The 21,923-nt window shown below is 60.7% G+C and carries 18 protein-coding genes, 1 tRNA gene and 1 other RNA gene; 14 read left to right on the forward strand and 6 right to left on the reverse strand.

The window, feature by feature from the left end; translation table 11 throughout:
- The first annotated feature begins 16 nt into the window (after positions 1-16).
- The 6 genes from carB (at position 17) to GKC30_RS04100 (ending at position 9,439) form a co-directional block, all read left to right on the forward strand.
- On the forward strand, positions 17-3,253 hold the full coding sequence (gene carB, locus GKC30_RS04075; RefSeq protein ID WP_155932462.1) for a carbamoyl-phosphate synthase large subunit: 3,237 nt from the start codon (positions 17-19) through the stop codon (positions 3,251-3,253).
- A 20-nt stretch (positions 3,254-3,273) separates the two neighbouring features.
- Positions 3,274-4,689 carry an amidophosphoribosyltransferase gene (gene purF / locus GKC30_RS04080; protein ID WP_155932463.1) on the forward strand — a complete coding sequence of 472 codons (1,416 nt, stop codon included), beginning with the start codon at positions 3,274-3,276 and terminating at the stop codon, positions 4,687-4,689.
- Positions 4,690-4,703: 14 nt separating this feature from the next.
- Positions 4,704-5,732, forward strand: a complete 1,029-nt coding sequence (locus GKC30_RS04085; protein WP_155932464.1) for a KpsF/GutQ family sugar-phosphate isomerase — start codon at positions 4,704-4,706, stop codon at positions 5,730-5,732.
- Positions 5,733-5,842: 110 nt separating this feature from the next.
- Complete coding sequence (locus GKC30_RS04090; protein WP_367613969.1) at positions 5,843-6,292, forward strand: YkgJ family cysteine cluster protein; 450 nt, start codon at positions 5,843-5,845, stop codon at positions 6,290-6,292.
- 5 nt (positions 6,293-6,297) lie between these two features.
- Positions 6,298-8,643 (forward strand): penicillin-binding protein 1A, encoded by a 2,346-nt coding sequence (locus tag GKC30_RS04095; RefSeq protein WP_155932466.1) that lies wholly within the window; start codon positions 6,298-6,300, stop codon positions 8,641-8,643.
- Between the two features lie 13 nt (positions 8,644-8,656).
- A complete protein-coding gene (locus GKC30_RS04100) occupies positions 8,657-9,439 on the forward strand; it encodes a PhzF family phenazine biosynthesis protein (protein WP_155932467.1) in 783 nt (260 codons plus the stop codon).
- A 75-nt stretch (positions 9,440-9,514) separates the two neighbouring features.
- Here GKC30_RS04100 and GKC30_RS04105 read toward each other — a convergent pair whose 3' ends face one another.
- Positions 9,515-11,470, reverse strand: a complete 1,956-nt coding sequence (locus GKC30_RS04105) for a U32 family peptidase (RefSeq protein ID WP_231117035.1) — start codon at positions 11,468-11,470, stop codon at positions 9,515-9,517.
- Between the two features lie 38 nt (positions 11,471-11,508).
- On the opposite strand from GKC30_RS04105, the gene GKC30_RS04110 reads away from it, so the two are divergent.
- From GKC30_RS04110 to GKC30_RS04120, 3 genes are all read left to right on the forward strand, one after another.
- On the forward strand, positions 11,509-12,294 hold the full coding sequence (locus GKC30_RS04110) for an iron-sulfur cluster-binding protein (protein WP_155932469.1): 786 nt from the start codon (positions 11,509-11,511) through the stop codon (positions 12,292-12,294).
- A gap of 22 nt (positions 12,295-12,316) precedes the next feature.
- Positions 12,317-13,234 (forward strand): dihydroorotate dehydrogenase, encoded by a 918-nt coding sequence (locus GKC30_RS04115; protein ID WP_155932470.1) that lies wholly within the window; start codon positions 12,317-12,319, stop codon positions 13,232-13,234.
- Positions 13,235-13,332: 98 nt separating this feature from the next.
- Positions 13,333-13,424, forward strand: a tRNA-Ser gene (locus GKC30_RS04120).
- A gap of 113 nt (positions 13,425-13,537) precedes the next feature.
- Here GKC30_RS04120 and GKC30_RS04125 read toward each other — a convergent pair.
- The 4 genes from GKC30_RS04125 to GKC30_RS04140 all read right to left on the reverse strand — a co-directional run bounded on the left by GKC30_RS04125 (position 13,538) and on the right by GKC30_RS04140 (position 16,436).
- Complete coding sequence (locus GKC30_RS04125; RefSeq protein ID WP_196772804.1) at positions 13,538-14,413, reverse strand: reverse transcriptase family protein; 876 nt, start codon at positions 14,411-14,413, stop codon at positions 13,538-13,540.
- Positions 14,400-14,711, reverse strand: coding sequence for a helix-turn-helix domain-containing protein (locus tag GKC30_RS04130; RefSeq protein ID WP_155932472.1), 312 nt, complete (start codon positions 14,709-14,711; stop codon positions 14,400-14,402). Before GKC30_RS04130 ends, GKC30_RS04125 begins: the two co-directional genes overlap by 14 nt.
- 825 nt (positions 14,712-15,536) lie before the next feature.
- Positions 15,537-15,630, reverse strand: an RNA gene (gene ffs / locus GKC30_RS04135) — signal recognition particle sRNA small type.
- A 542-nt stretch (positions 15,631-16,172) separates the two neighbouring features.
- Positions 16,173-16,436: a hypothetical protein gene (locus GKC30_RS04140; protein ID WP_155932473.1), complete on the reverse strand. Its 264-nt coding sequence runs from the start codon at positions 16,434-16,436 to the stop codon at positions 16,173-16,175.
- A gap of 9 nt (positions 16,437-16,445) precedes the next feature.
- Here GKC30_RS04140 and GKC30_RS04145 point away from each other — a divergent pair, with 9 nt between their 5' ends.
- Together GKC30_RS04145 and GKC30_RS04150 are read left to right on the forward strand one after the other, a co-directional pair.
- Positions 16,446-17,372 carry a bile acid:sodium symporter family protein gene (locus GKC30_RS04145; protein WP_155932474.1) on the forward strand — a complete coding sequence of 309 codons (927 nt, stop codon included), beginning with the start codon at positions 16,446-16,448 and terminating at the stop codon, positions 17,370-17,372.
- Positions 17,373-17,493: 121 nt separating this feature from the next.
- Complete coding sequence (locus GKC30_RS04150; protein ID WP_155932475.1) at positions 17,494-18,240, forward strand: DUF4198 domain-containing protein; 747 nt, start codon at positions 17,494-17,496, stop codon at positions 18,238-18,240.
- A gap of 74 nt (positions 18,241-18,314) precedes the next feature.
- Here the strand turns inward: GKC30_RS04150 and GKC30_RS04155 are convergent, their stop codons facing one another.
- A complete protein-coding gene (locus GKC30_RS04155) occupies positions 18,315-18,758 on the reverse strand; it encodes a hypothetical protein (RefSeq protein WP_155932476.1) in 444 nt (147 codons plus the stop codon).
- Positions 18,759-19,069: 311 nt separating this feature from the next.
- Here GKC30_RS04155 and GKC30_RS04160 point away from each other — a divergent pair, with 311 nt between their 5' ends.
- The 3 genes from GKC30_RS04160 to GKC30_RS04170 all read left to right on the forward strand — a co-directional run bounded on the left by GKC30_RS04160 (position 19,070) and on the right by GKC30_RS04170 (position 21,902).
- Positions 19,070-20,263, forward strand: coding sequence for an OmpP1/FadL family transporter (locus GKC30_RS04160; RefSeq protein WP_155932477.1), 1,194 nt, complete (start codon positions 19,070-19,072; stop codon positions 20,261-20,263).
- A gap of 176 nt (positions 20,264-20,439) precedes the next feature.
- The gene (locus GKC30_RS04165) at positions 20,440-21,180 is read left to right on the forward strand and encodes an energy-coupling factor ABC transporter ATP-binding protein (protein WP_155932478.1); all 741 of its coding nucleotides are present in this window, start codon (positions 20,440-20,442) and stop codon (positions 21,178-21,180) included.
- Positions 21,177-21,902, forward strand: a complete 726-nt coding sequence (locus tag GKC30_RS04170; RefSeq protein WP_367613971.1) for a cobalt transporter — start codon at positions 21,177-21,179, stop codon at positions 21,900-21,902. The genes GKC30_RS04165 and GKC30_RS04170 overlap by 4 nt, the downstream gene beginning before the upstream one ends.
- Positions 21,903-21,923 lie beyond the last annotated feature (21 nt).

Consider the following 21,923-nt stretch of genomic DNA (forward strand, 5'->3'; position numbering starts at 1 on the left):
ACTACTTCCACAAAGAATGCCCAAACGCACAGACATCAAAAAGATCATGCTGATCGGGTCCGGCCCCATTGTCATCGGGCAGGCCTGCGAGTTCGATTACTCCGGCACCCAGGCCCTCAAGGCGCTCAAGGAGGAGGGCTACGAGGTGGTCCTGGTCAACTCCAACCCGGCCTCGATCATGACCGACCCGGAGCTGGCCGACAGGACCTATATCGAGCCCATTGAGCCAGAGACAGTGGCCCGAATTATCGAAAAAGAGCGTCCCGACGCTCTTTTGCCCACTTTGGGGGGGCAGACGGGGCTTAACACCGCTCTGGCCGTGGCAGAGATGGGCGTGCTCGACCAGTTCAACGTCGAACTCATCGGGGCCAACATCGAAGCCATCAACAAGGCCGAAAGCCGCGAGGAGTTCCGGGCGGCCATGGCCAACATCGGTCTGGCGGTGGCCGAGTCCGGTATCTGCCGGAGCATGGAAGATGTACGCCATTGGGGGCAAATCATCCCCTTCCCCATCATTGTGCGGCCTGCCTACACCCTGGGCGGCTCGGGAGGCGGCGTGGCCTACAACATGGAAGAGCTGGAGGATATCTGCGCCAACGGCCTTGCTCTGTCCATGAAGCGGGAGATCATGCTTGAGCGCTCCATCCTTGGTTGGAAGGAGTACGAGCTTGAGGTCATGCGCGACAAGAAGGACAACTGCGTCATCATCTGTTCCATCGAGAACCTGGACCCCATGGGCGTCCACACGGGCGACTCGGTGACAGTGGCTCCGGCCCAGACCCTGACTGACGACGAGTACCAGAAGATGCGCGACGCCTCGCTGGCCATCATGCGCGAGATCGGGGTGGAAACAGGCGGTTCCAACGTCCAGTTCGCCCTCAACCCTGAAAACGGCGAGATGATCGTCATCGAGATGAACCCCAGGGTGTCGCGTTCTTCGGCCCTGGCCTCCAAGGCCACAGGCTTTCCCATCGCCAAGATCGCGGCCAAGCTTGCCGTGGGCTACACTCTGGACGAGATTCCCAACGACATCACCCGCGAGACCATGGCCTCCTTCGAACCGGCCATCGACTATTGCGTGATCAAGATACCGCGCTTCACCTTCGAGAAGTTTCCCGGCTCCGAAGACTATCTGACCACGGCCATGAAGTCGGTGGGCGAGACCATGGCCATTGGCCGCACCTTCAAGGAGGCGCTGCAAAAGGGGCTTCGGTCCCTTGAGACCGGCCACATCGGCCTTGGCAAGCGGTTTGAAACCTGTGACGTGGACAAGAACGAGCTTCTGCGCCTCCTGCGCCGCCCCAATTCCCAGCGCATTTACGCCCTGCGCAACGCGCTGCGTTGCGGCATGACTGTGGAGGAGGTCTTTGAGGCCACCGCTATCGATCCGTGGTTCCTGCGCCAGATCGAGGACATCCTGATCATGGAGCGCTCCCTGATCGAGTTCGGCCTGAAGCAGGGCGTGGACGCCGCCAGCGAGGGCATGGCCGAGATGCTGCGCACTGCCAAGGAATACGGCTATTCCGATGCGCAGCTGGCCGCCATGTGGCATACCGGCGAGGATGCCGTCCGGGCCATGCGCAAGGAGCTTGGCATTGTCCCGACCTATTATCTCGTGGACACTTGCGCCGCGGAATTCGAAGCGTACACCCCGTACTACTACTCTACCTTCGAGACCGGGGCGGAAAACGTCCGCGACGAGGTCAAGAAGGTTGTCATCCTTGGCGGCGGTCCAAACCGCATCGGCCAGGGCATCGAGTTCGACTATTGCTGCTGCCATTCCTCCTTCACCTTGAAGGAGATGGGTGTGCAGTCCATCATGGTCAACTCCAACCCCGAGACCGTGTCCACGGACTATGATACCTCGGACAAGCTCTACTTCGAGCCGCTGACCTTCGAGGATGTCATGAATATCATCGACTTCGAGAAGCCCGACGGCGTCATCGTCCAGTTCGGCGGGCAGACGCCGCTCAACCTGGCGCTTCGGTTGATGAAGGCCGGTGTACCGCTCATCGGCACCAGCCCGGATGCCATCGACCGGGCCGAGGATCGCGAGCGTTTCAAGCAGTTCCTGAACAAGCTGCACCTCAAGCAGCCGCCAAACGGCACGGCCATGAGCATGACCGAGGCCAAGGAAATCGCCCAAGGCCTCGGTTTTCCGCTGGTGCTGCGCCCCTCCTATGTTCTGGGCGGCCGGGGCATGGACATTGTCTACTCCATGGATGAATTCGAGGCGTATTTCCGCGAGTCGGCCCGTGTCTCTCCCGAGCATCCCACCCTCATCGACAAATTCCTTGAATACGCCATTGAGGTGGATGTGGACGCCCTGGCCGACGGCGAGGATGTCTACATCGGGGGGGTCATGGAGCATATTGAGGAGGCGGGCATCCATTCCGGGGATTCGGCCTCGGTGTTGCCTCCCTATAGCCTGAGCGCAGAGGTCATTCGCGACATCGAGCGGCAGACCGTGGCCATGGCCCGCGAGCTCGGCGTGGTCGGGCTGATGAATGTCCAGTTCGCCGTCAAGGACGGCGAGGTATACATCATCGAGGTCAACCCCCGCGCGTCGCGCACCGTCCCCTTTGTCTCCAAGGCTACCGGCGTGCCTCTTGCCAAACTGGCCACCCGGGTCATGCTCGGAGAGAAGCTCAAGGATCTCAAGCCCTGGAACATGCGTAAGAAGGGGCACGTCTCGGTCAAGGAGTCTGTTTTTCCCTTCAACCGCTTCCCCAACGTGGATGTGCTGCTCGGCCCGGAGATGCGTTCCACCGGAGAAGTCATGGGCATTGATCCGAGCTTCGGGCTGGCCTACATGAAGGCGCAGCTGGCAGCCGGGCAGAGGTTGCCCACCTCGGGTACGGTTTTCATCTCCGTCAATGACTGGGACAAGGCCAAACTGGTGCTGGCGGCCAGGGATTTCGCCGACATGGGATTCCGGGTCATGGCTACCGGCGGCACGGCCGATTATTTCGCGGAGAAGGGCGTGCCCGTCACCAAGGTGAACAAGGTCCATGAAGGACAGCGGCCACATGTGGTGGATCACATCAAGAACGGCGAAATCGATCTGGTCATCAACACCCCTTCGGGCAAGAAGACCGTGGGCGACGCCCGGATCATCCGCCAGAACACGCTACTCTACAACATTCCCTACACCACTACGGTGTCGGGTGCCAGGGCCATCGCCCAGGCCATTCTTGAAATGCGGCAGACCGGGCTCAAGGTCGAAAGCCTGCAAACGTATTACGGCGGCTAGCCGCCGTCCAGAGAAGGCACATGAAAAAAGAGTATTGCGGGCTTTTCGGAGTATACGGCCACAAGGAGGCCGCCAGGATGACCTACTTCGGCCTGTATGCCTTGCAGCATCGCGGGCAGGAGTCGGCAGGCATCGTCACCTGGGACGGCGAAAAGATCCGCGAGCAGAAGGGCATGGGGCTGGTGGCCGAGGTCTTCAACGAGCGGCACCTGGGCAAGGAGCTCAAGGGCGACATCGCCATGGGGCATATCCGCTATTCCACCACCGGGGCCTCGCTGATCCGTAACGCCCAGCCCTTCATTGTCCGCCATGGCGACCTGCGTCTGGCCGTGGCCCACAACGGCAACTTGGTCAACACCTATGAGCTGCGCACTGAGCTTGAGCGTAACGGGTCCATTTTTCAGACCACCATGGATACCGAGGTCTTCGCGCACCTGATCATCAAGTATCTGCGCGAGACCGACACCATTGAGCAGGCCATCGTCATGGCCTGCGCCAGGGTGCGCGGCGCATACTCCATGCTCATCCTGGCCAACGACAAGCTCATCGCCCTCAAGGACCCCAACGGCGTCCGGCCCCTCGGTCTGGGCCGGGTGGGTGATCGCTACGTCATTGCGACAGAGACCTGCGCCTTTGACCTGATCGAGGCCGAGTACCTGCGCCCCATCGAACCGGGCGAAATGGTGACCATTCACAAGAACAAGCTGACCTCCTGCCGCTTCAACGACACCGAGCCCAGGCGTCAGTGCATCTTCGAGCTGATCTATTTTGCCCGGCCCGATTCCCACATCTTCGGCGATGTGGTCTACGAGCGGCGCAAGGCCATGGGGGTGATGCTGGCCAGAGAGGCCCCGGTGGACGCGGACTTTGTCATGCCGTTCCCTGATTCGGGCAACTACGCGGCCGTGGGCTATTCCCAGGAGTCGGGTCTGCCGTTGGAACTGGCCATGATCCGCAACCATTATGTGGGGCGCACCTTCATCCAGCCCTCGCAGGACATGCGCGATTTCTCGGTGCGGGTGAAGCTCAACCCGGTCAAGAGCATGGTCCAGGGCAAGCGGATCATCATCATTGAGGATTCCATCGTCCGCGGGACCACCATCCGGGCCAGAGTCCGCAAGCTGCGCGAACTGGGCGCCCGCGAGATTCATCTGCGTGTGAGCTGCCCGGCCATCCGGTTTCCCTGTTTCTACGGCATCGACTTTTCGTCCAAGGGCGAACTGATCGCGGCCAACCATTCGGTGGAGGACATCGCCCGGTTCATGGGGCTCGACTCCCTGCACTACCTGACGATTCCGGGCCTGCTCGATTCGGTGACAGATGACGACGCATGGTGTTTGGCCTGTTTTGACGGCAACTATCCCATTCCCCTGTCCGATATGATGGGCAAGGGCTGCCTGGAGGCAATCCCGGGCATCGTCAAGGAATTTTGCTGAAACGGAGTGCGATCATGACCGCAAGATCCGACGGAACCGATTGGCTTGCGCTGGCCCGCGAGGTGCTCGACATCGAGATCGAGGGGTTGCGAGCCGTTTCCGGGCAGCTGGGTGGGGGATTCGTGCGCGCCCTGACGGCCATGGCCGAGTGCCGGGGCCGTGTGGTCATCACCGGCATAGGCAAGTCCGGGTTGGTGGGGCGCAAGATTGCCGCCACCCTGTCGAGTACGGGAACTCCCGCCTTTTTCCTGCATCCGGTGGAGGGAGCCCATGGCGACATGGGCATGATCAGGGAGGAGGATGTGGTCCTTGCCCTGTCCAACTCCGGCGGCAGCGACGAGGTCAACGCCATCATTCCCACCTTGCGCACCCTGGGGGCCACGGTCATCGCCATGACCGGGAACACCGCCTCGGCCATGGCCCAGCTGGCGGACATCACCATTGAAGTCCATGTGCCGAGAGAGGCGTGTCGCATGGGGCTTGCCCCCACATCAAGCACCACGGCGCACCTTGCCGTGGGCGATGCCCTGGCCGTCTGCCTCATGGAGTGGAAGTCCTTTGGCAAGGAGGATTTCCGAAAGTATCATCCGGGCGGTTCCTTGGGGCAACGGCTGGCCATGTGCGTGGACCAGCTCATGCACACCGACTCCCTTCCCGTGGTGGACGATGGAGCGACAGTGGGGCGGGCCGTGGATGTGCTCAATTCGGGCGGTCTCGGCCTCGTGGCCATCATTGACGGCGGCGAAAGGCTGCTGGGCGTGTTCACTGACGGCGATGTGCGTCGGCTGGTCTGCGCGGGCGGCCTGGACATGGACCGGCCCGTGGCCCGTGTCATGACCGCCTCGCCGCGCCGGGCAGTGGCGGGCGAGTCTTCGGCCCATGTCCTTGATGTCATGGAGCAGCACCAGATTACCGTGCTCCCTGTGGTCAGCGAGGACGGTCGGCTGGCGGGCATGGTCCACCTTCACGATCTGCTGGGCAAAGGGGCGCTGCGGTTCTCGGGAACGGCCGGTCGCATTGCGGAGCCTGCGGGAAGGTCATGACCCGAATACGGTCCGACGCTTCCGATACCTGCCGCCGCTGTTCGCTGCAAGGCCCCACATGTTGCCGTATGACGGCGGGCCAGGAGGAGTTCTGTTTCCCGGTTTCCCAGATGGAGAAAGACCGGGTCCGCGACCATGCGCCCTTTACCGGAGGCTTTGTTCTCGCCCCGAATTCGGCGGCCTTCATCGACAATGTCCGCCGACTGTTTCCGGGGGAGGACGCCTTGATCCTGGCACTCTTTCCGCCTGCAGGAGAGCACTATCGCCTGACGGTGGACACCATGGGCGCTTGCCGCTTTCTGGGTCCCGAAGGGTGCGAGATCCCCTATGAGGCCCGGCCATACTACTGCCGCCTGTATCCTTTTTGGGTGGTGGGGCGCGAAGTGACCTTCTTCGACTCCGCCACCTGCCTCGCACGGCGAGAGGAGCGGACGCTGTCGCGAATGCTCAAATGCTTTGATACCAACAAGGCTTCGGTCACGGACCTTTACGGAAGGCTTCGTCTGGCCTGGGGCCTGCCGCCTGCGCGTGGTGCACACAAGGTCAACAAAGGTTTTTGATACCCATGAAAGTGCTCAAGATTTTTCTCGTATTTCTTTTGGTCTGCCTGCTCGCCGGGGTGGGAGCTGCCTTTGGCCTGTACCACTGGGCGTCCAGGGATTTGCCCGGCTTCAGGAACATCGCCGACTACAAACCGCCGCTGGTGACCACGGTTTACGGCGCTAACGACGAGGTTCTCGGGTATTTCTATAGGGAGAAGCGGTTCCTGATAACCCTGGACCAGATGACTCCGTGGCTGCCCAAGGCGTTTCTGGCCGCCGAGGATTCGAGCTTCTATCAGCACGACGGCGTGGACATGACGGCCATCCTGCGGGCTTTCCTGGCCAACGTCAAGGCGGGGCGCACCAAGCAGGGCGGCTCCACCATCACCCAGCAGATCATTAAACGGCTGCTCCTGACCCCGGAGCGAAGCTACACGCGCAAGCTCAAGGAGGCGATCCTTGCCTTCCGGCTGGAAAACTACCTGACCAAGGAAGAGATACTGACCATTTATCTCAACCAGATATTTCTCGGAGCCAATTCCTACGGCGTTGAGGCCGCCTCGCGCACCTATTTCGCCCGTCACGCCACGGACCTGACCCTGGCCCAGGCAGCCATGCTGGCCGGCCTGCCCCAGGCTCCGAGTCGTTACAACCCCTATCAGAACTTCGAGCTGGCCAAGCAGCGCCAGCGCTACGTCCTTGATCAGCTCCTCTCGCTTCGCTGGATCACCCGCGAGCAGTTCGACGAGGCCATGGCCGAGGAAATCGAGCTGGTCAGCATGGATGATCCGTCCTGGCGGGTCGGGGCGTACTATCTTGAGGAGGTGCGTCGCTGGCTGGTGGACCGCTACGGTGAAGACGAGACCTACACCGCTGGTCTGACCGTAACCACCCCCTGCAATCTCAAGCATCAGGCCGCTGCCGAAAAGGCGCTACGGCGGGGGCTGCTGGATTCGGCTCAGCGGCGCGGATGGACAGGGCCTGTCGAGACCATCAGCCCGGGCGATGTGGGCCGGGTGCTTGACGAAGGGCCGCAGACGGTGGACCCCATCGGGGACAAGTCCTCGCCCTTCAAGGCCTGGGTGGCCCAGGTGGACAAGGACAGGGCTTCTGTTCGCTTCGGCAGATTCCATGGCGTTATTCCGCTCAAGGCCATGTGGTGGGTGCGCGAGCCCGACGTGCGCAAGAGCCATGAGGACGTACCCGCCCCGAGCGATGCCCGCCGGGTGCTCAAGGAGGGCGACGTGGTCTGGGTCACCGTGGCCAAGGCGCCCGAATCGCCCCAGGGCGTGTGGACACTTGACCTGGAGCGCGAACCCGTTGTGGAGGGCGCCCTGGTCTCCATGACGCCTGAGAGCGGCGAGGTGCTGGCCCTGGTGGGTGGTTATTCCTTTGGCCGCAGCCAGTTCAACCGCGCCACCCAGGCCAGACGCCAGCCCGGCTCGGCCTTTAAGCCCGTCGTTTATTCGGCGGCCATGGACGCCGGGTTCACACCCGCTTCCATGGTCCTCGACGCCCCTATCGTCTATGCCGACGATGCCCTGGGCAAGCTGTGGCGGCCCGAAAACTTCGAGGGCACCTACGAGGGGCCGACCCTGTTGCGTACCGCCCTGGTCAAGTCCAAGAACCTAGTCACCATTCGCGTGGCCCAGCGTATCGGCCTCCGGGCCATCATTGAGCGGGCGCGGGCCATGGGCCTTGAGAGCGACTTCCCCCCGGACCTCTCGGTGTCGTTGGGTTCGTCCGTGGTCACGTTGATGAATCTGTGCGAGGCGTACAGCGCCTTTGCTCGAGGCGGCTCGTACGTCAAGCCGCGCACCGTGCTCTCGGTCCGTTCGGCCTGGGGCGAGGAATTGTTCACTTCGGTGCCCGAGGTAGTGGATGCCATCAGCCCGCAAACAGCCTACATCATGACCAGCCTGATGAAGGAAGTCGTGCGCGACGGTACAGGCTGGCGGGCACGAGTGCTCAACCGTCCCGTGGCGGCCAAGACCGGCACCTCCAACGACGAAAACGACGCCTGGTTCATGGGCTTCACTCCCTATTTGCTCACGGGCGTGTACGTCGGCTTTGACGAGATGCGTCCCATGGGCAAGTGGGAGACGGGAGCGCGGGCGGCCAGTCCCCTGTGGGTGGACTATCGCAAACAGGTGGAGGAGGATTATCCCTATCAGGACTTCCCGGAACCGCCGGGAGTTGTTATGGTCCGGGTGGACGGGGCCACTGGGCGGCTTGCCTCATCCGGCTCGGGAACGCAGTATTTCCTGCCGTTCAAGGTGGGCACCGAGCCAACCCAGGCCGCCGCGTCCGGCGGAGCGGCCGAGGACGCGGGCGGCTCGGCCGACGATCTCTTCAAGCAGATGTTCTGACAAGGATGGCACCATGGAACTCGATATCTATCAGGTGGACGCCTTTGCCGAAGAGGTCTTCAGCGGCAATCCGGCGGCGGTGGTGCCGCTCTTCGAGTGGCTGAGCGATGGGTTGATGCAGAAGATCGCCCAGGAATGCGGCCAGTCCGAGACCGCCTTCTTCGTGCGCCGGGGCGAATACTTCGAGCTTCGCTGGTTCACCCCGGAATATGAAATAGACCTGTGCGGCCACGCCACCCTGGCCAGCGCCCATGTGCTTTACGAGTTCCTTGACTACGCCGATCCGGTGGTGGTTTTCGAGACCAAGAGCGGACGGCTTTTTGTGGACCGGGAGGCGGGTCTGTATTCCATGGATTTCCCGGCCTGGAGCGTCCGGCCCATTCAGGTGACAGAGAGGGTCGCCAAGGCCCTGGGTGCCCGTCCCGCCGAGCTCTTCATGGGCGAGCGCGACATGATGGCCGTGTTCGAGTCCGAGGAGGAGATACGTGCCCTTGAGCCGGACTTCCGCCTTGTCTCCAAGCTGGACGGCCTGTGCATGATCTGCACCGCGCCCGGCCTGGACTACGATTTCGTTTCCCGCACCTTTGTTCCGCTCACCGGGGTGCCTGAAGATCCAGTTACCGGCTCGGCCCACTGCACCCTGGTGCCTTTCTGGGCCAAGCGGTTGGGTCGCTCGTCCCTGCGAGCCCGGCAGGTGTCCGCTCGCGGCGGAGTGCTCGTCTGCGAGGACATGGGGGACCGCGTCAAGATCGCGGGCCACGCCGTGACCTTCATGCGCGGGACCATCATACTCTGATTTTCCGGTATTTGATGCCGAGCAGGAGAGAGGCCGGGGAGAGATTACCCGGCCTCTTGTCTTGCGCATGAACCGTTACAGCAGTTGCAGTTTCCAGTTGAAGGTGCTGGTGCGTCGCGGTTTGGGGACATCCTTGGGCCAGTCCTCAAGCATGGTGACGAAGGTCTTGAAGCCCGCCCTGTCCAGGGTGCGGTATTCATCGCCCAGGTCCAGCTCCCAGGCCGGGAAGAGCCAGTTGGTCTGCCCGTATTTGCGTACGAAGAGCACTTCGTGCATGGGGCTTTTGACGGGCGAATCGAACCGGACCGAATTGGCCAGGAAACGCGACAGGCCAAAGGGCCACATGCCCCTGATGACCGCGCCCAGGGGGAGCGGAGTGTTCCGCGCCAGTTCGAGCATGTCCTCGCCCGAGAGTTCCGGGCTGACTATGGCCGAGGAGCAGCCCAAGTCCTTGAGGGTCTGGAGGGCGAAGCGGTTGGCTGCGTTGCAGAAGGGACCGGCCACCAGGGCGACTCTCTTGCGGTCCGTGAAGTAGGCAGCCTGCCAGGGCGCGTTGATGACGAACTCGCGGGCACCGTTCTTGACCGCTTCCTTGATCAGGGCACGGTATTTCTTGTCCTCGTCGGGCCAGATGACCGGAGGCAGCCACCACTGGACGCGGCCGGTCAGGCCTCGGGCCACCTTGCCCAGAGAGGCGCGCTCGAGCCAGTAGGCTGCCCGGCCGTTGATGCGGCTTCGAGGAGGCAGCCGATAGAGGGAGACGTTCTCCGGCTTGACCTTGGCCCGCACTGCGTTTTTCGGCCACTTGGGCACAAACTTCGGCTCGCTGGTCTCAGGGGCTGGGAACAGGGCCAATTCGGCCTCCAGCCCCTTGATCAGTTTGACCAGCTCCGGTTCGCGCCGATCCACCAGGAAGACCTTGGTGCCGGATGGCAGGGGTGGTCCCTGGTGCTTGGCCGAGGTCGGGATGTCCATGCGGCCGCGTTTGGGCACGCGGCGGCGGATGGACAGGGTCCGGTGTCCGGGCTGGTCCTCATAGCCCACGCGCAGGAGATCGCCGGGATGCAGGTCCTCTCGGGGCTGGAAATAGAGCTTTTTCTGGTCGCGCTTGACCTCGCCCACGAGCCTGCCCGAGCTGGTCTCCCCGCCGGGCTGGATGGGCATGAAGGGACGCTGGGGCAGGAAGGTGGAGTGGCTGGTGGGTCGGCCCAGGGCCTGGTCGAGCAGGTCCGCGGCCGCCTTCTTGGCCTGGGCATCTCCCGGATTGTCGCGCAGCATCTGGTAGGCGCGCACCGTGTAGTAGACGTAGTGGGGGCCTTTCTTGCGGCCCTCGATCTTCCATGCCGTCACCCTGGGCATGTCCAGCAGCGGCTTGGTCAGCACGTCAAGGGAGAGATCGGTGCAGGAGAAGAGGCGCTCGGCGTCCTGCTTGCCTTGCTTGTAGAGGCGGCGGCAGGGCTGGACGCAACGGCCGCGCAGGCCGGACTTGCCGCCAAGGTAGCTGCTCCAGTAGCAGCGGCCGGAAACGCAGTGGCACAATGCGCCGTGGACGAAGATTTCAAGGTCCAGGCCCTTGGGACACGCCTCGGCCATGAGCTTGACCTCGTCGAGGTTCAGCTCTCGGGGAACCACCACGCGGTTGACGCCGAGCTTTTTCGCCACTTCGAGCCCGGCCGGATGGCTCAGGTTCGCCAGGGTCGAGAGGTGCAGCTCGCCCGAGAATCCGGCCTGGCGGGCCAGGGTGATCATGCCCAGATCCTGGACGATGAGGGCGTAGGGCTTGACGTATTTCTCAAGCCGCTCCACGAGCCTTCCTGCAGCCTCGGGATCGCCGGGCTTGACCAGGGTGTTCATGGCGACGTATGTGCGGGTTCCGCGGTCGCGGCCCAGGCTTGCCAGTTGCGCCAGCTCGCTGATAGAGAAGTTGGTGGCCTGCATGCGGGCCGAAAAGTGCTTGAGCCCCACGTACACGGCGTCCGCCCCGGCCGCCACCGCAGCGAGGAAGGACGGCGCATCCCCAGCGGGCGCCATGATTTCAGGTAAATGTTTCATACTCATAAGGGTGTCGCATGTCCTTGAGGGTCTGCCGGAATGTTACGGTATTGGAAGTGTCCCCGGTCGGTCAACGGAAAAGGCCCGACGAATTTTACGAGATACGCCTCTCCCTGCCAGACTGGGATGGGTGGAAGCCCGGCCAGTTCGTCATGGTCCGGCCCGCTTCCTGGGAGCTGGATATGCTCTGGGCGCGGCCCTTTTCCATCTCTTCGGCGGATGCGGACGGCCTGACCCTCTTCGTTCAGAAGGTGGGGCGCGGCACGGCCCGCATGGCTCGCCTCGCGCCGGGCGATCAGGTAGCCCTGTGGGGGCCGCTTGGCAACTCGTTCGCCGTGGAGCCCGACACGCCGACCCTGCTGCTTGCCGGGGGCATCGGCATCGCACCTTTTCGCGGTTATGTCGAGCGTCATCCGCACCCGGAGAACCTGCGGCTTTTCCTGGCCCATCGGCTGCCCCTGGAATGCTACCCCTATGACCTGCTCTCGAACCGGGTGGACTGCCGCTGCCTGCTCGAAGCCTGTCCCGCCGACCTCGACCTGATCATCGCCGCCCTGCGCGAGCAGATCGCCGAATACGCGGCCAAGGACGGCCTGATCCTCGCCTGCGGCCCGACCCCGTTCATGCGTACGGTCCAGACGTTTGCCGCCGAGCTGGGGGCGCGAGCCCAGGTTTCGCTGGAAAACCGCATGGCCTGCGGGGTGGGCGCCTGCCTGGGCTGCGTCGCGCCCGACGCCGAGGGGCATCATGTCCAGGTCTGTACACGCGGGCCGATCTTCTGGGCCGACAAGGTTCGTCTGTAGTCATTTCGAGGGGGTTTCATCCATGGATATGCACGTGAGCTTCGGAGGCTTAAGCCTCAAGAATCCGGTCATGACCGCCTCGGGCACCTTTGGCTCCGGGCTCGAATTCGCGCCCTACGGCGATCTCAGGCGGTTGGGAGGCATTGTGGCCAAGGGCATCTCCCTTGCTCCTCGCGAGGGCAACCCCATGCCGCGCATCGCCGAGACGCCGTGCGGCATGCTCAACGCCATCGGCATCCAGAATCCCGGGGTGGAGGATTTCGTCAGGCGGACACTGCCCTCGCTGCCCTGGCGCGACGTGGCCATCGTCGCCAATCTCTATGCCTGCGACGCCGCCGAGTTCGGCGAGCTGGCCGGGGTGCTGGCGGCCGAGGAGGGCATCGCGGCCCTTGAGGTCAACGTCTCCTGCCCCAACGTCCGCGAGGGCGGCATCGCCTTTGGCCAGGACCCGGCCCAGATAGCCCGCGTGACCGAGGCGGTCCGCAAGCGGGCCGGGGGCAAGCCGGTTATGGTCAAGCTCTCGCCCAATGTCACGGACATCGCGGTCTGCGCCAGAGCCGCGGCCGACGGCGGGGCGCACATCCTTTCGCTCATCAACACCCTCGCGGGCATGGCGGTGGACATCCGCAACCGGCGGCCGCGAGTCGCCAACGTGGTGGCCGGCCTGTCCGGCCCGGCCATCAAGCCCGTGGCCCTGCGCTGCGTGCATCAGGCGGTGCGGGCCGTGGACATTCCTGTGGTGGGCATCGGCGGCATTGCCAGCGCCGAGGACGCCCTGGAGTTCATTCTGGTGGGTGCCCACGCGGTGCAGGTGGGCACGGCCAATTTCCTGCGCCCGGACTTCGCCTTTGGCCTGGCAGACGAGATGGAGGCCCTGCTGGCCGGGATAGGCGCATCGAGCCTCGACGAGTTCCGCGGCAGCCTGCGCCTGCCCCTGTGATCCGCCCGGCCAGCCGAGGCAAAACCCGCGCCGTGCCCCTGGGGAATTTTTCCCTTGCCATGCCGCGCCATTTTGGTTAGTTACAGCCTCTCAAACGCGGAGAGGTGTCCGAGTCCGGCTTAAGGAGCACGCCTGGAAAGCGTGTTTGGGGGGAACTCCAACGGAGGTTCAAATCCTCTCCTCTCCGCCACTTGATAATAGAACCTTGAATCTTGGCAATGAGCTGAGATTCAAGGTTTTATTCATTTCTTTTCAAATGGTTTGCTATGCTTGGTGAAGCCTGTAATATCTTCCTGCAAGGAATTATCGGCGTTGGACTAGCCTTATGTATTGCTCTTTTCCGTCTATGCGGCTTTCTTCTTTCGATTTTTCACTATCTGTCATGTAGTCCTTAAAAAGTCCAAATTGGTGCTTTTGTGCCCTGACTGACTTTTTATAATATCTAGATACACGCACTTTATTGGTGTTTACATTTATCCCTGTAACAAGTTTACCTTTATATGGGGTAAAAAGTTCTTCTTTTTCGTCGTTGAGGAGAAGTCCGAAGGAAGTGATAATTTCTTTGGTCTTCCTTATAAAGCCTTCTGGAATTCTCCGCCCCGAAAAAGTCAGGTCATCGATGAAGCGTGTGTATGTAAGACCATAGTCACATGCAAGGCTGTTAAGTCTATTATCCAAGGGAAAGCACAAAATATTAGTTAGAACGGGGCTTGTTGGAGAGCCTGTGGGGAGTTTGTATTTGTATGTTGTTAATTTGGTTAAAATGTTAGAGACTGGAGGGGAGCAGCCTAATTGTTCTGCAAGCAATTTGTATATTCTGTTTGAGGAGATCGACGGGAAGAATGAACTGAAATCTAAGCAGTAAACATAGGGAGCGGCTGCATGACGCTTAGCGTTATCGATGTGGCATCGCCTTTGGACTGCGCCGTAAGCAGCAGGATGCAAAGGGTGTTTTTGAAGCTGTCTAAGGATTGCAGTTTGGACTTTTCTGAGAGCACCTGAAGGTACTGATAGTACACGAACTGCACCGTTTTTTTTTGTGATTTCTTTCTTGTGATAGTTAGATTCGATGTTGCCGCACAGTTCTTCAAGTTGACTAAGAGGGTAGCCAAGGATTCTGGCTAGAGATTTTGGACTCTTTATTCCAACAATGGGACACAAGGGATCAGGCGGCGTCACAAGAGATGGTGTCCATTTCGTAAGTGATGATGGCAAAGAGATTTTTTTGTAGTTTGATAAAGTCTTCTCTGTCGCTGCCTATGAGTTCGGAAGGGACCTCGCTTGCAACCAAGTAGAGTAGCTCTTTAGAAACTCCTAATCGATCAGCAAGCGTCTCAACAAGTTTAACACTCATTGTTTTCTTACCACTTTCAACAAGAGATAAATAATTTTGAGAAATGCCTAAGCACTGAGCCATGTCGCCCTGCGAAAGGCCTTGGCTTGCTCGTATTGTTCTAATCAGTTTTCCAATGGTCATTATATAATCCTATTTGGTTGATTTCAGGGCTTGGCAGTCTTTCATCATCTGACTCTTGTTTCTTAGAGCATCAGGCCAACAAGCTCTTGGATTCTTTCCAAGAGACGAGGCCACCAACGTAGCACATACATGGACCAAAATAATGCTGCTTTCGCACGCATCGTCTTCCTTTTTAGGTCAGATAAGGCCCGTTGCGTAACTACGTCAGATGAAACGAGTTCATCCGTAATCTTAAGTTTGAATCTTCGCTTTTTCACAAGTCCATATAGCAACTCGTGAGACTCCTCAATCAATTCGAGGTGTCGCTTTTGTTCATGAATTGGTTTTCTCATATACTACTTATTCCTTTCCACGAGTAATTCTCGCAGGGTTATGGCAGTTGTACTGCCCGTTAACATTTACTCTTTGCTCTAAGACTGCTGCCACCATGAAGTGTAGACGCCTAGCGTCAATGAACCTACACGCCTTCGCAGTTATTGCGAGTTGTGTTGATATCACTGTTCGCTCGGGGGCGACAGTTCCACCTGAAAACAGGTGGCGACCGTTTGGTCACAAACCTAACCGGAGTTAGGGCGGCCATAAAAGCCGGAACGGGGCTTACGTACAATGGAAAACCAATGTCACTTAAGACGGATTTCAAAGAGCAATTGACTGGCAGAAGCGCCAGCTGTTCTTTTGTCAATTACATGGTTTGTTCCAATGGTCAATGCTTTTCAATCTTTTTTTTATAAAAAAGTTACTTCTAGTCAATTCGTGGCTGTGCCAGATAACTTTGATGAGTTGTTAGACAGCCCCAAAAAAAAGCGCGTTCTTGAGAACGCGCCTTTGAGTGGAAGCCGGACACCCGGTGGCAATCGATACCGCTGCTTCCTTTCGGACCTGACGGGGTTTTCAACACCGCCGCCGCCCGGCTTCCCTCTGATCGGGAAAGGACTTCCTACAGGGTCGGGCCGGGTTCGTCAACCATCGCGTGTGGGGAAGCGGGGAAGGCAGGCGCAACAAGAATCGTGAAATGAGACAATCTGTTTTCCTTCAAGGCCGTTGCCGTGCAATCGATGGGTTTGATGAAAAGAGTTTCGCCCCTTCGGGCCGAGGTACTTTTTGGCTGGCGCCCCAAAAAGTACCCAAAAAGTGCGCTTTTACGCTGTGATCGGGTCTCCCGCGCCGCGCTCCAGTAACGTCGGCCCGCTGGCGAAACAGTTGTCGGCGTCGAAGACTCCGCCTCCGCCGGGTTTCGCCCGAGACGCGGGCCGACGAACTGGCGCTGCGACGCTCCGCCCATTGTCTATCTGTCGTAAGTGAAGTCGAAAATGATGTGACCAGCGTGGATAGGAAGAGATTTCGAGATCACAGTTCCTTCCCGCCTCCCGCTACCGCAGTTTTCCCGCCTCTCGAACGCCCCAGCCCTTAAGCCTCCTAAGGCTTAGAAGCTGACAAATCGCAGGCTGCGGCTCTTTCGAATCACGGAGCCGCTTCGGCGACTTGATTCGGGAGCAGCGCGATTTGATCAGCTTCTTGGCCGTGGAGTGCAGGCGGCCAAGCTCCTAAGCCGAGCTTTTTTGGTTCTTTTTTGGGGCGGCCCAGCCAAAAAAGAACCCCGCCGGGAGGGCAATTCCAAACTTGGAGGAGCGGCAGCGACGGCTCTTTCTTCCTTACTTGCTCCCAAAGCAACACGCAGGAATCAGTTTTACGCAGCGCGTTGACAAACAGCGAAATTTCATCCACCCATCCCGCATGAAACCGGAAGCCATTCCCGCCTTCATCGAGCGCTTCTTCATCCCCATCACCGCCACGCTCTGCGCCGTGGCTCTCATCCATCCGCCATCCTTCACCTGGATCAAGCCGCATATCCCGCTCTTTCTCGGCGTGATCATGTTCGGCATGGGCCTGACCCTGGAGTTCGGCGATTTTCGTGCCATACTTGGCAAGTGGCGGCTGGTGGGGTTTGGGGTGGGCATGCAGTATGCGGTCATGCCCGTGCTGGCCGTAATCATTTCCCGCGTTCTCGGGCTCTCGCCCGAAGCCACGGTGGGCATGGTCCTGGTCGGATCGTGTCCGGGCGGCACAGCCTCCAACGTGGTGGCCTATCTGGCCCGCGCCAATGTACCGCTCTCGGTGACTCTGACCCTGGCCTCCACCTGTCTGGCCCCGATCCTGACCCCGGCCATCGTCTATCTTATCCTGGAGCAGCGGGTGGAGATGGATTTCTGGGGCATGGTCGGCTCCGTGTTCTGGATCGTGGTCTTTCCGCTGCTGGACGGCCTGATCCTGCGCCGCATCTTTCGCAAGCGGCTGGAGCCGTGGCTGCGCTATTTTCCCTCCCTGTCCATCGTGGTCATCGCCATGCTCATCGCCTGCATCATGGGGCTCAACCAGGCGACACTGCTGGCTCTGCCGCTCCTTGTCTTCCTGGCCGTGGTCCTGCACAACGGCATGGGACTGGCCGCCGGATACTCCCTGGCCCGGCTGGCCCGCTGCTCCCGGCGCGACGCCCGGACCCTGGCCATTGAGGTGGGCATGCAGAACTCCGGCCTGGGCGTGGCCCTGGCTGTGGCCCACTTCACGCCGCTCAGTGCGCTGCCGGGGGCGCTCTTCTCCCTGTGGCACAATGTCAGCGGCGTGTTCATGGCCAAACGGTGGCGCACCTCCGACCTTTCCTGACCTTTGGCAAAGGCATGGAATCTCTCTACGGCTTGACTTGTGTTACTTTTTTGCTATTAGTGCATGGAGTGTGTTCTTGAGACACAATCTCATGTCCTGTAACACGATGGAGGTCCGACCAATGAAGACACGGCTGATTCTTGCTGCTACGACTCTTATTGTATTCATGGCCAGCGCGGCTTTTGCCCATTTCGGGATGCTCATTCCCGATAGCGACGAGGTGAACCAGGAGAAGAAAACGGTCAACCTGACCCTGTCCTTCTCCCATCCCTTCGAGATGGAGGGCATGGAGCTTGAGAAGCCCGCAGCCTTCTTCGTGGTGGCCAACGGCGAGGAGAAGACCGATCTGCTCGGCACCCTCAAGCCAGCCAAGGTCATGGGCCACTCGGCCTGGACCGCGTCCTACACCCCGCGTGAGCCGGGGCTGTACGCCTTTGTCTTTGATCCGCTCCCCTACAAGGAGGACGCGGAGAACAACTACATCCGCCATATCACCAAGGTGGTTATCGATGCCTACGGCGAGGGCGAGGACTGGCACATGCCCCTGGGCCTGAAGACCGAGATCGTGCCCCTGACCCGGCCCTTTGGCAACTACGCGGGCAACGTCTTCCAGGGCGTGGTCATGCTTGATGGCGAGCCCGCGCCCTACACCCGCGTGGAGGTTGAATACTTCAACGCCGACGGCAAGCGCACCGCGCCGAGCGAGCGGATGATCACCCAGGAAGTGATTGCCGACGGCAACGGTGTGTTCACCTTTGTCTGCCCCTGGAAGGGGTGGTGGGGATTTGCCGGGCTCAATGATGACGCCGAGCCTTACAAGGGCCGCGACCTGGAGCTTGGGGCGGTCATCTGGGTGCTGATGCAGTAAGCGTTGTTTTTGATATGGTGTAAGGAATCACCGCTTATGTGCAGAGCCCCGGCTACCAAAATTGCCGGGGCCTTTCATTGTCCGGGAGCTGGACGGGATGTGCTTTCGCGTTTGTGCATCAACTCGAGGATGGGGGTGATGAATTCGTCGGGAAAGGCGCCCAGTGCGGCTCCGAGGCTGGCCCCGGCCATGGACCCGAGCACGAGATTCGCCCCGCCTGCGCTGTTGATCATCTGAAACAGCGTTCCGAAAAAAGCGCCCATGAATGCGCCCATGACCCAGCCGTCGTTGTTGATTCCGCGATAAGGGGGCAGACCGCGAAGGCTGCGTACGAAGTCCTTGAGCACAAAGCCGCAGACGCCGCCGAAGAGGGCGGCCGCCAGGGTCAGGGCCATGCCCGGAAATCCGGTATGCAGGGTGAACCCGTAGCGCAGCGACCCTTCGCCGATACCCGCCAGGGCGCCCATGGCCAGCAGGCCGTGGAAGTTCTTTTCCTTGATGTCCAGCTTCGGGAGCATGAGGCCTCCTGATCATGTCGGCAGTATTTTCCCCTTGGCGTTCTCTGCCAGAATCATGCCCGAAAGTCGCGACAGGGCTTTGTTTGTCCGGCCTGAATGGCTGTCGCGGTGAGCGGCGATTCTTCAAGCAAATCATGGCAGAGCACACTTTTTGTTGTCTTTGCGTGACGCTTTGGTTATAAAACTTCGGTTTGTGCAAATACTAACAGTCCAAGGTCAGTCGGGGCGGGGTTACCCGCCGCATCTGGGAGGGTGCCGACTTTCCGGCGACAGACAGCCGCCGTTCATGGCGGTCAAGCCAAGGGGGAAGGATGAAACGTGCAGTCGTTGCTGTCTGCTGTAATCTCGTGTTGTGTCTTTTGGCCACCAGCGTTCATGCCGGTGGTTTTGCCTTGTACGAGTGGAGCAACCGGGGCGTGGCCATGGGCACCACCGGGTACGCCATCGCCGGGGATGCCTCGGTCATCGCCACCAACCCGGCGCTGATGACCAAGCTTGAGGGCTCCCACGCATTGGCCGGTGCGGTGCTCATCTCGCCCCAGTCCACCGTGATGGTGGACGGCCAGAAGAACAAGACCAAGGCCAATATCTACACCGTTCCCCATGCCTATTACACTCGCCAGTCGGAATCCAACGAGAGAGTCTGGCTCGGGGTCGGCATGTTCACCCGTTTCGGGCTGGGCACTCACTATAAGAGCAACTGGTCCGGCAAGGACACGCTTCAATATGTGGACCTTGAGTCCGTATCGCTCAACCCCACCGTTGCCTTCAAGTTTACTGACCAGCTTTCCGTCGCTGGCGGCATCGAGATCCTCAGGGGCGGCATCAAGCAGAAAAGCGAACCCGGGGCCAGCGTCGTTAGCGCCGACACCATCGGTTATGCGATAGGCGGCAACCTCGGCGTCCACTATCAGGTGGACGACCAGTGGTCCGTGGGGCTTGCCTGGCGTTCGTCCATGGATATGCAGACCGAGGGAAAAGGGGAGCACCCGCTTGGGGGGACGACTTCCACAGGGCAGAGCATCTGGGCCAATCTCCCCGCCAGTTATGTGGTTGGCATCGGCTATCAGCCCGCGGAGAACTGGTCCTGGGAGTTCGACATTGTCCACACCCGCTGGGAGGCTTTTGACACCATGAGCTACAGCGCCCCCATCAATACGGTGAAGACCTACGACTACAAGAATACCTGGCGGTTCCAGCTCGGTACCGAATACTGGGCCACCGACTGGCTGGCCGTTCGGTTCGGCTATGTGTACGATCAGACGCCGACCCGGTCGGGCTATTCGTCCTTCATGCTGCCGTGCAACGACCGCCAGCTCTACTCCACGGGTCTCGGCTTCAGGCACGACGCGTGGACCGTGGACTGGGCCTTCATGTATGTGAAAGCCAAGGAGCGCAAGAATCTCAGGATTGCGAATGCAGCTGTCCCAGGTACTTACTACAATGTCGATTTCAAGGACGGCAAGACCTGGATCACCGGCCTTTCCGTGGGCTACGCCTTTTAGCTTGCCCCGACGTTTTCCATCGAAAGCCCCCGCAGGTCGGGGGCTTTTTTTATGCTGCCCCGGATGGTCGGGATGCGTCTGTCCCTGTGGGGCAACGGTTGACAGGGGGTTTCCGGTGGTGAAGTGTGATTTTGGCTGTATGCAGGACATGATCGATTCCATTTCCAGGAGCTGCGATGATAACCGTGACCGATCTCGATTATGCCTATCCGGGAGGGCAGGAGGCGCTTCGCGGTGTGTCCCTGTCCATTGCCCCGGGGATGCTGGTCGGCCTTGTGGGTGCCAACGGCAGCGGCAAGTCCACTCTGATGGCGCTCATGGCCGGACTGTACTCTCCTGTCTCGGGATCGGTGACGGTGGACGGCTGTTCGAGTCCGGGCCAGGGGCGGGCAGTGCGGGCCAAGTGCCGTCTGGTCATGCAGGATGCGGATTTGCAGATGCTCGGCGCCACGGTGGAGGAAGACCTGCTGCTCGGCCGGGGGCGCACGGAGGCGACAGTTGCGCGGGCCAGGGAGCTTGCTCGGCGCTTCTCACTGCTGACAGCCTGGGAGCGGCCGGTGCAGACACTCTCCTGGGGCATGAAGCGCAAGGTCTGCCTGGCTGCGGCCTTGCTGGACGATCCGCTGGTTTTGCTCCTTGACGAACCTTTCAGCGGGCTCGACTACCCGGGCATGCGCGAGATGCGCGGCCTGCTTCGCGAGAACCGTGCGGCGGGCCTGACACAGGTGGTGTCGTCCCATGATCTCGAATGTTTCATAGATCTCGTGGATCAGCTGGTGGTTCTTGACGCGGGCAGACTGGCCCTGGATGGCCCGCCGGTCGCGGTGCTTGATCGGGTAAGCGGCCATGGGGTGCGGCCGCCCTGCTCGTGGAGCGCGGGGCTGGGGGTGCGGTGCTGGGACGGAGAATCCTCGTGATCCGCTTTGCCATCCTGCTGCGCGGGCTTGATCCGAGGCTCAAGCTGGGTACGGCCCTGGTTCTCGGTCCTGCCATTTGGTTGATGGGAGCGGCGCAGGCCGGAGTGTGCGCCGTGGTTTTGCTTTGCATCGTGGCGGCACTTGCTTCAGGACAGACCCTGGGTGCGCGGATGGTGCGCGGCCTGCTGCTTTTTGTGTTTTTTTGGGTGGCGGCCAAGGCCGGGCTTGACGCCGTGTCAGGGGTGCCGTGGCCCGAGGTGGCTACCGGCGCGGTCGATCTCGCCGTGAGGCTGGCCGCGTTGCTGCTGCTTGGCTTGAGTCTTGCCTTGTCGGCCTCGGCCCGTGCCCTGGGATTGGCCGTGGCCTGGGCGGTGCGGCCCGTTGTGGGCCGCGAGTACGCCTGGAAGCTGGCCCTGTCCCTGGCGTTGATGGTTCATTTCCTGCCCATGTGCCTGGTCACGGTGTCTGAAGTCAGACAGACCGTGGCCCGTCGCTGTCCCGGCTGCGGATTTTTTCAGCGCATGATCGTCATTCCCCAGGCCGTTATCCGCGCCCTGGGCCAGAAGACATGGAATCAAACCCTGGCCGTGGCTGGCCGCGGCCTGGACTGCCCCCATGCCTGGGAGCCTGATTTTTCCTGGTCGGGCCGGGACACGTGTTGCGCCCTGCTGGCGGGTTGCGCTGTACTCTGGGTCGGTTGCTCCATATTTTATCCTTCCTGATTCGCCCGACCTCGGCGCGAT

Source organism: Pseudodesulfovibrio alkaliphilus (genome assembly GCF_009729555.1).
Lineage (GTDB): Bacteria > Desulfobacterota > Desulfovibrionia > Desulfovibrionales > Desulfovibrionaceae > Pseudodesulfovibrio > Pseudodesulfovibrio alkaliphilus.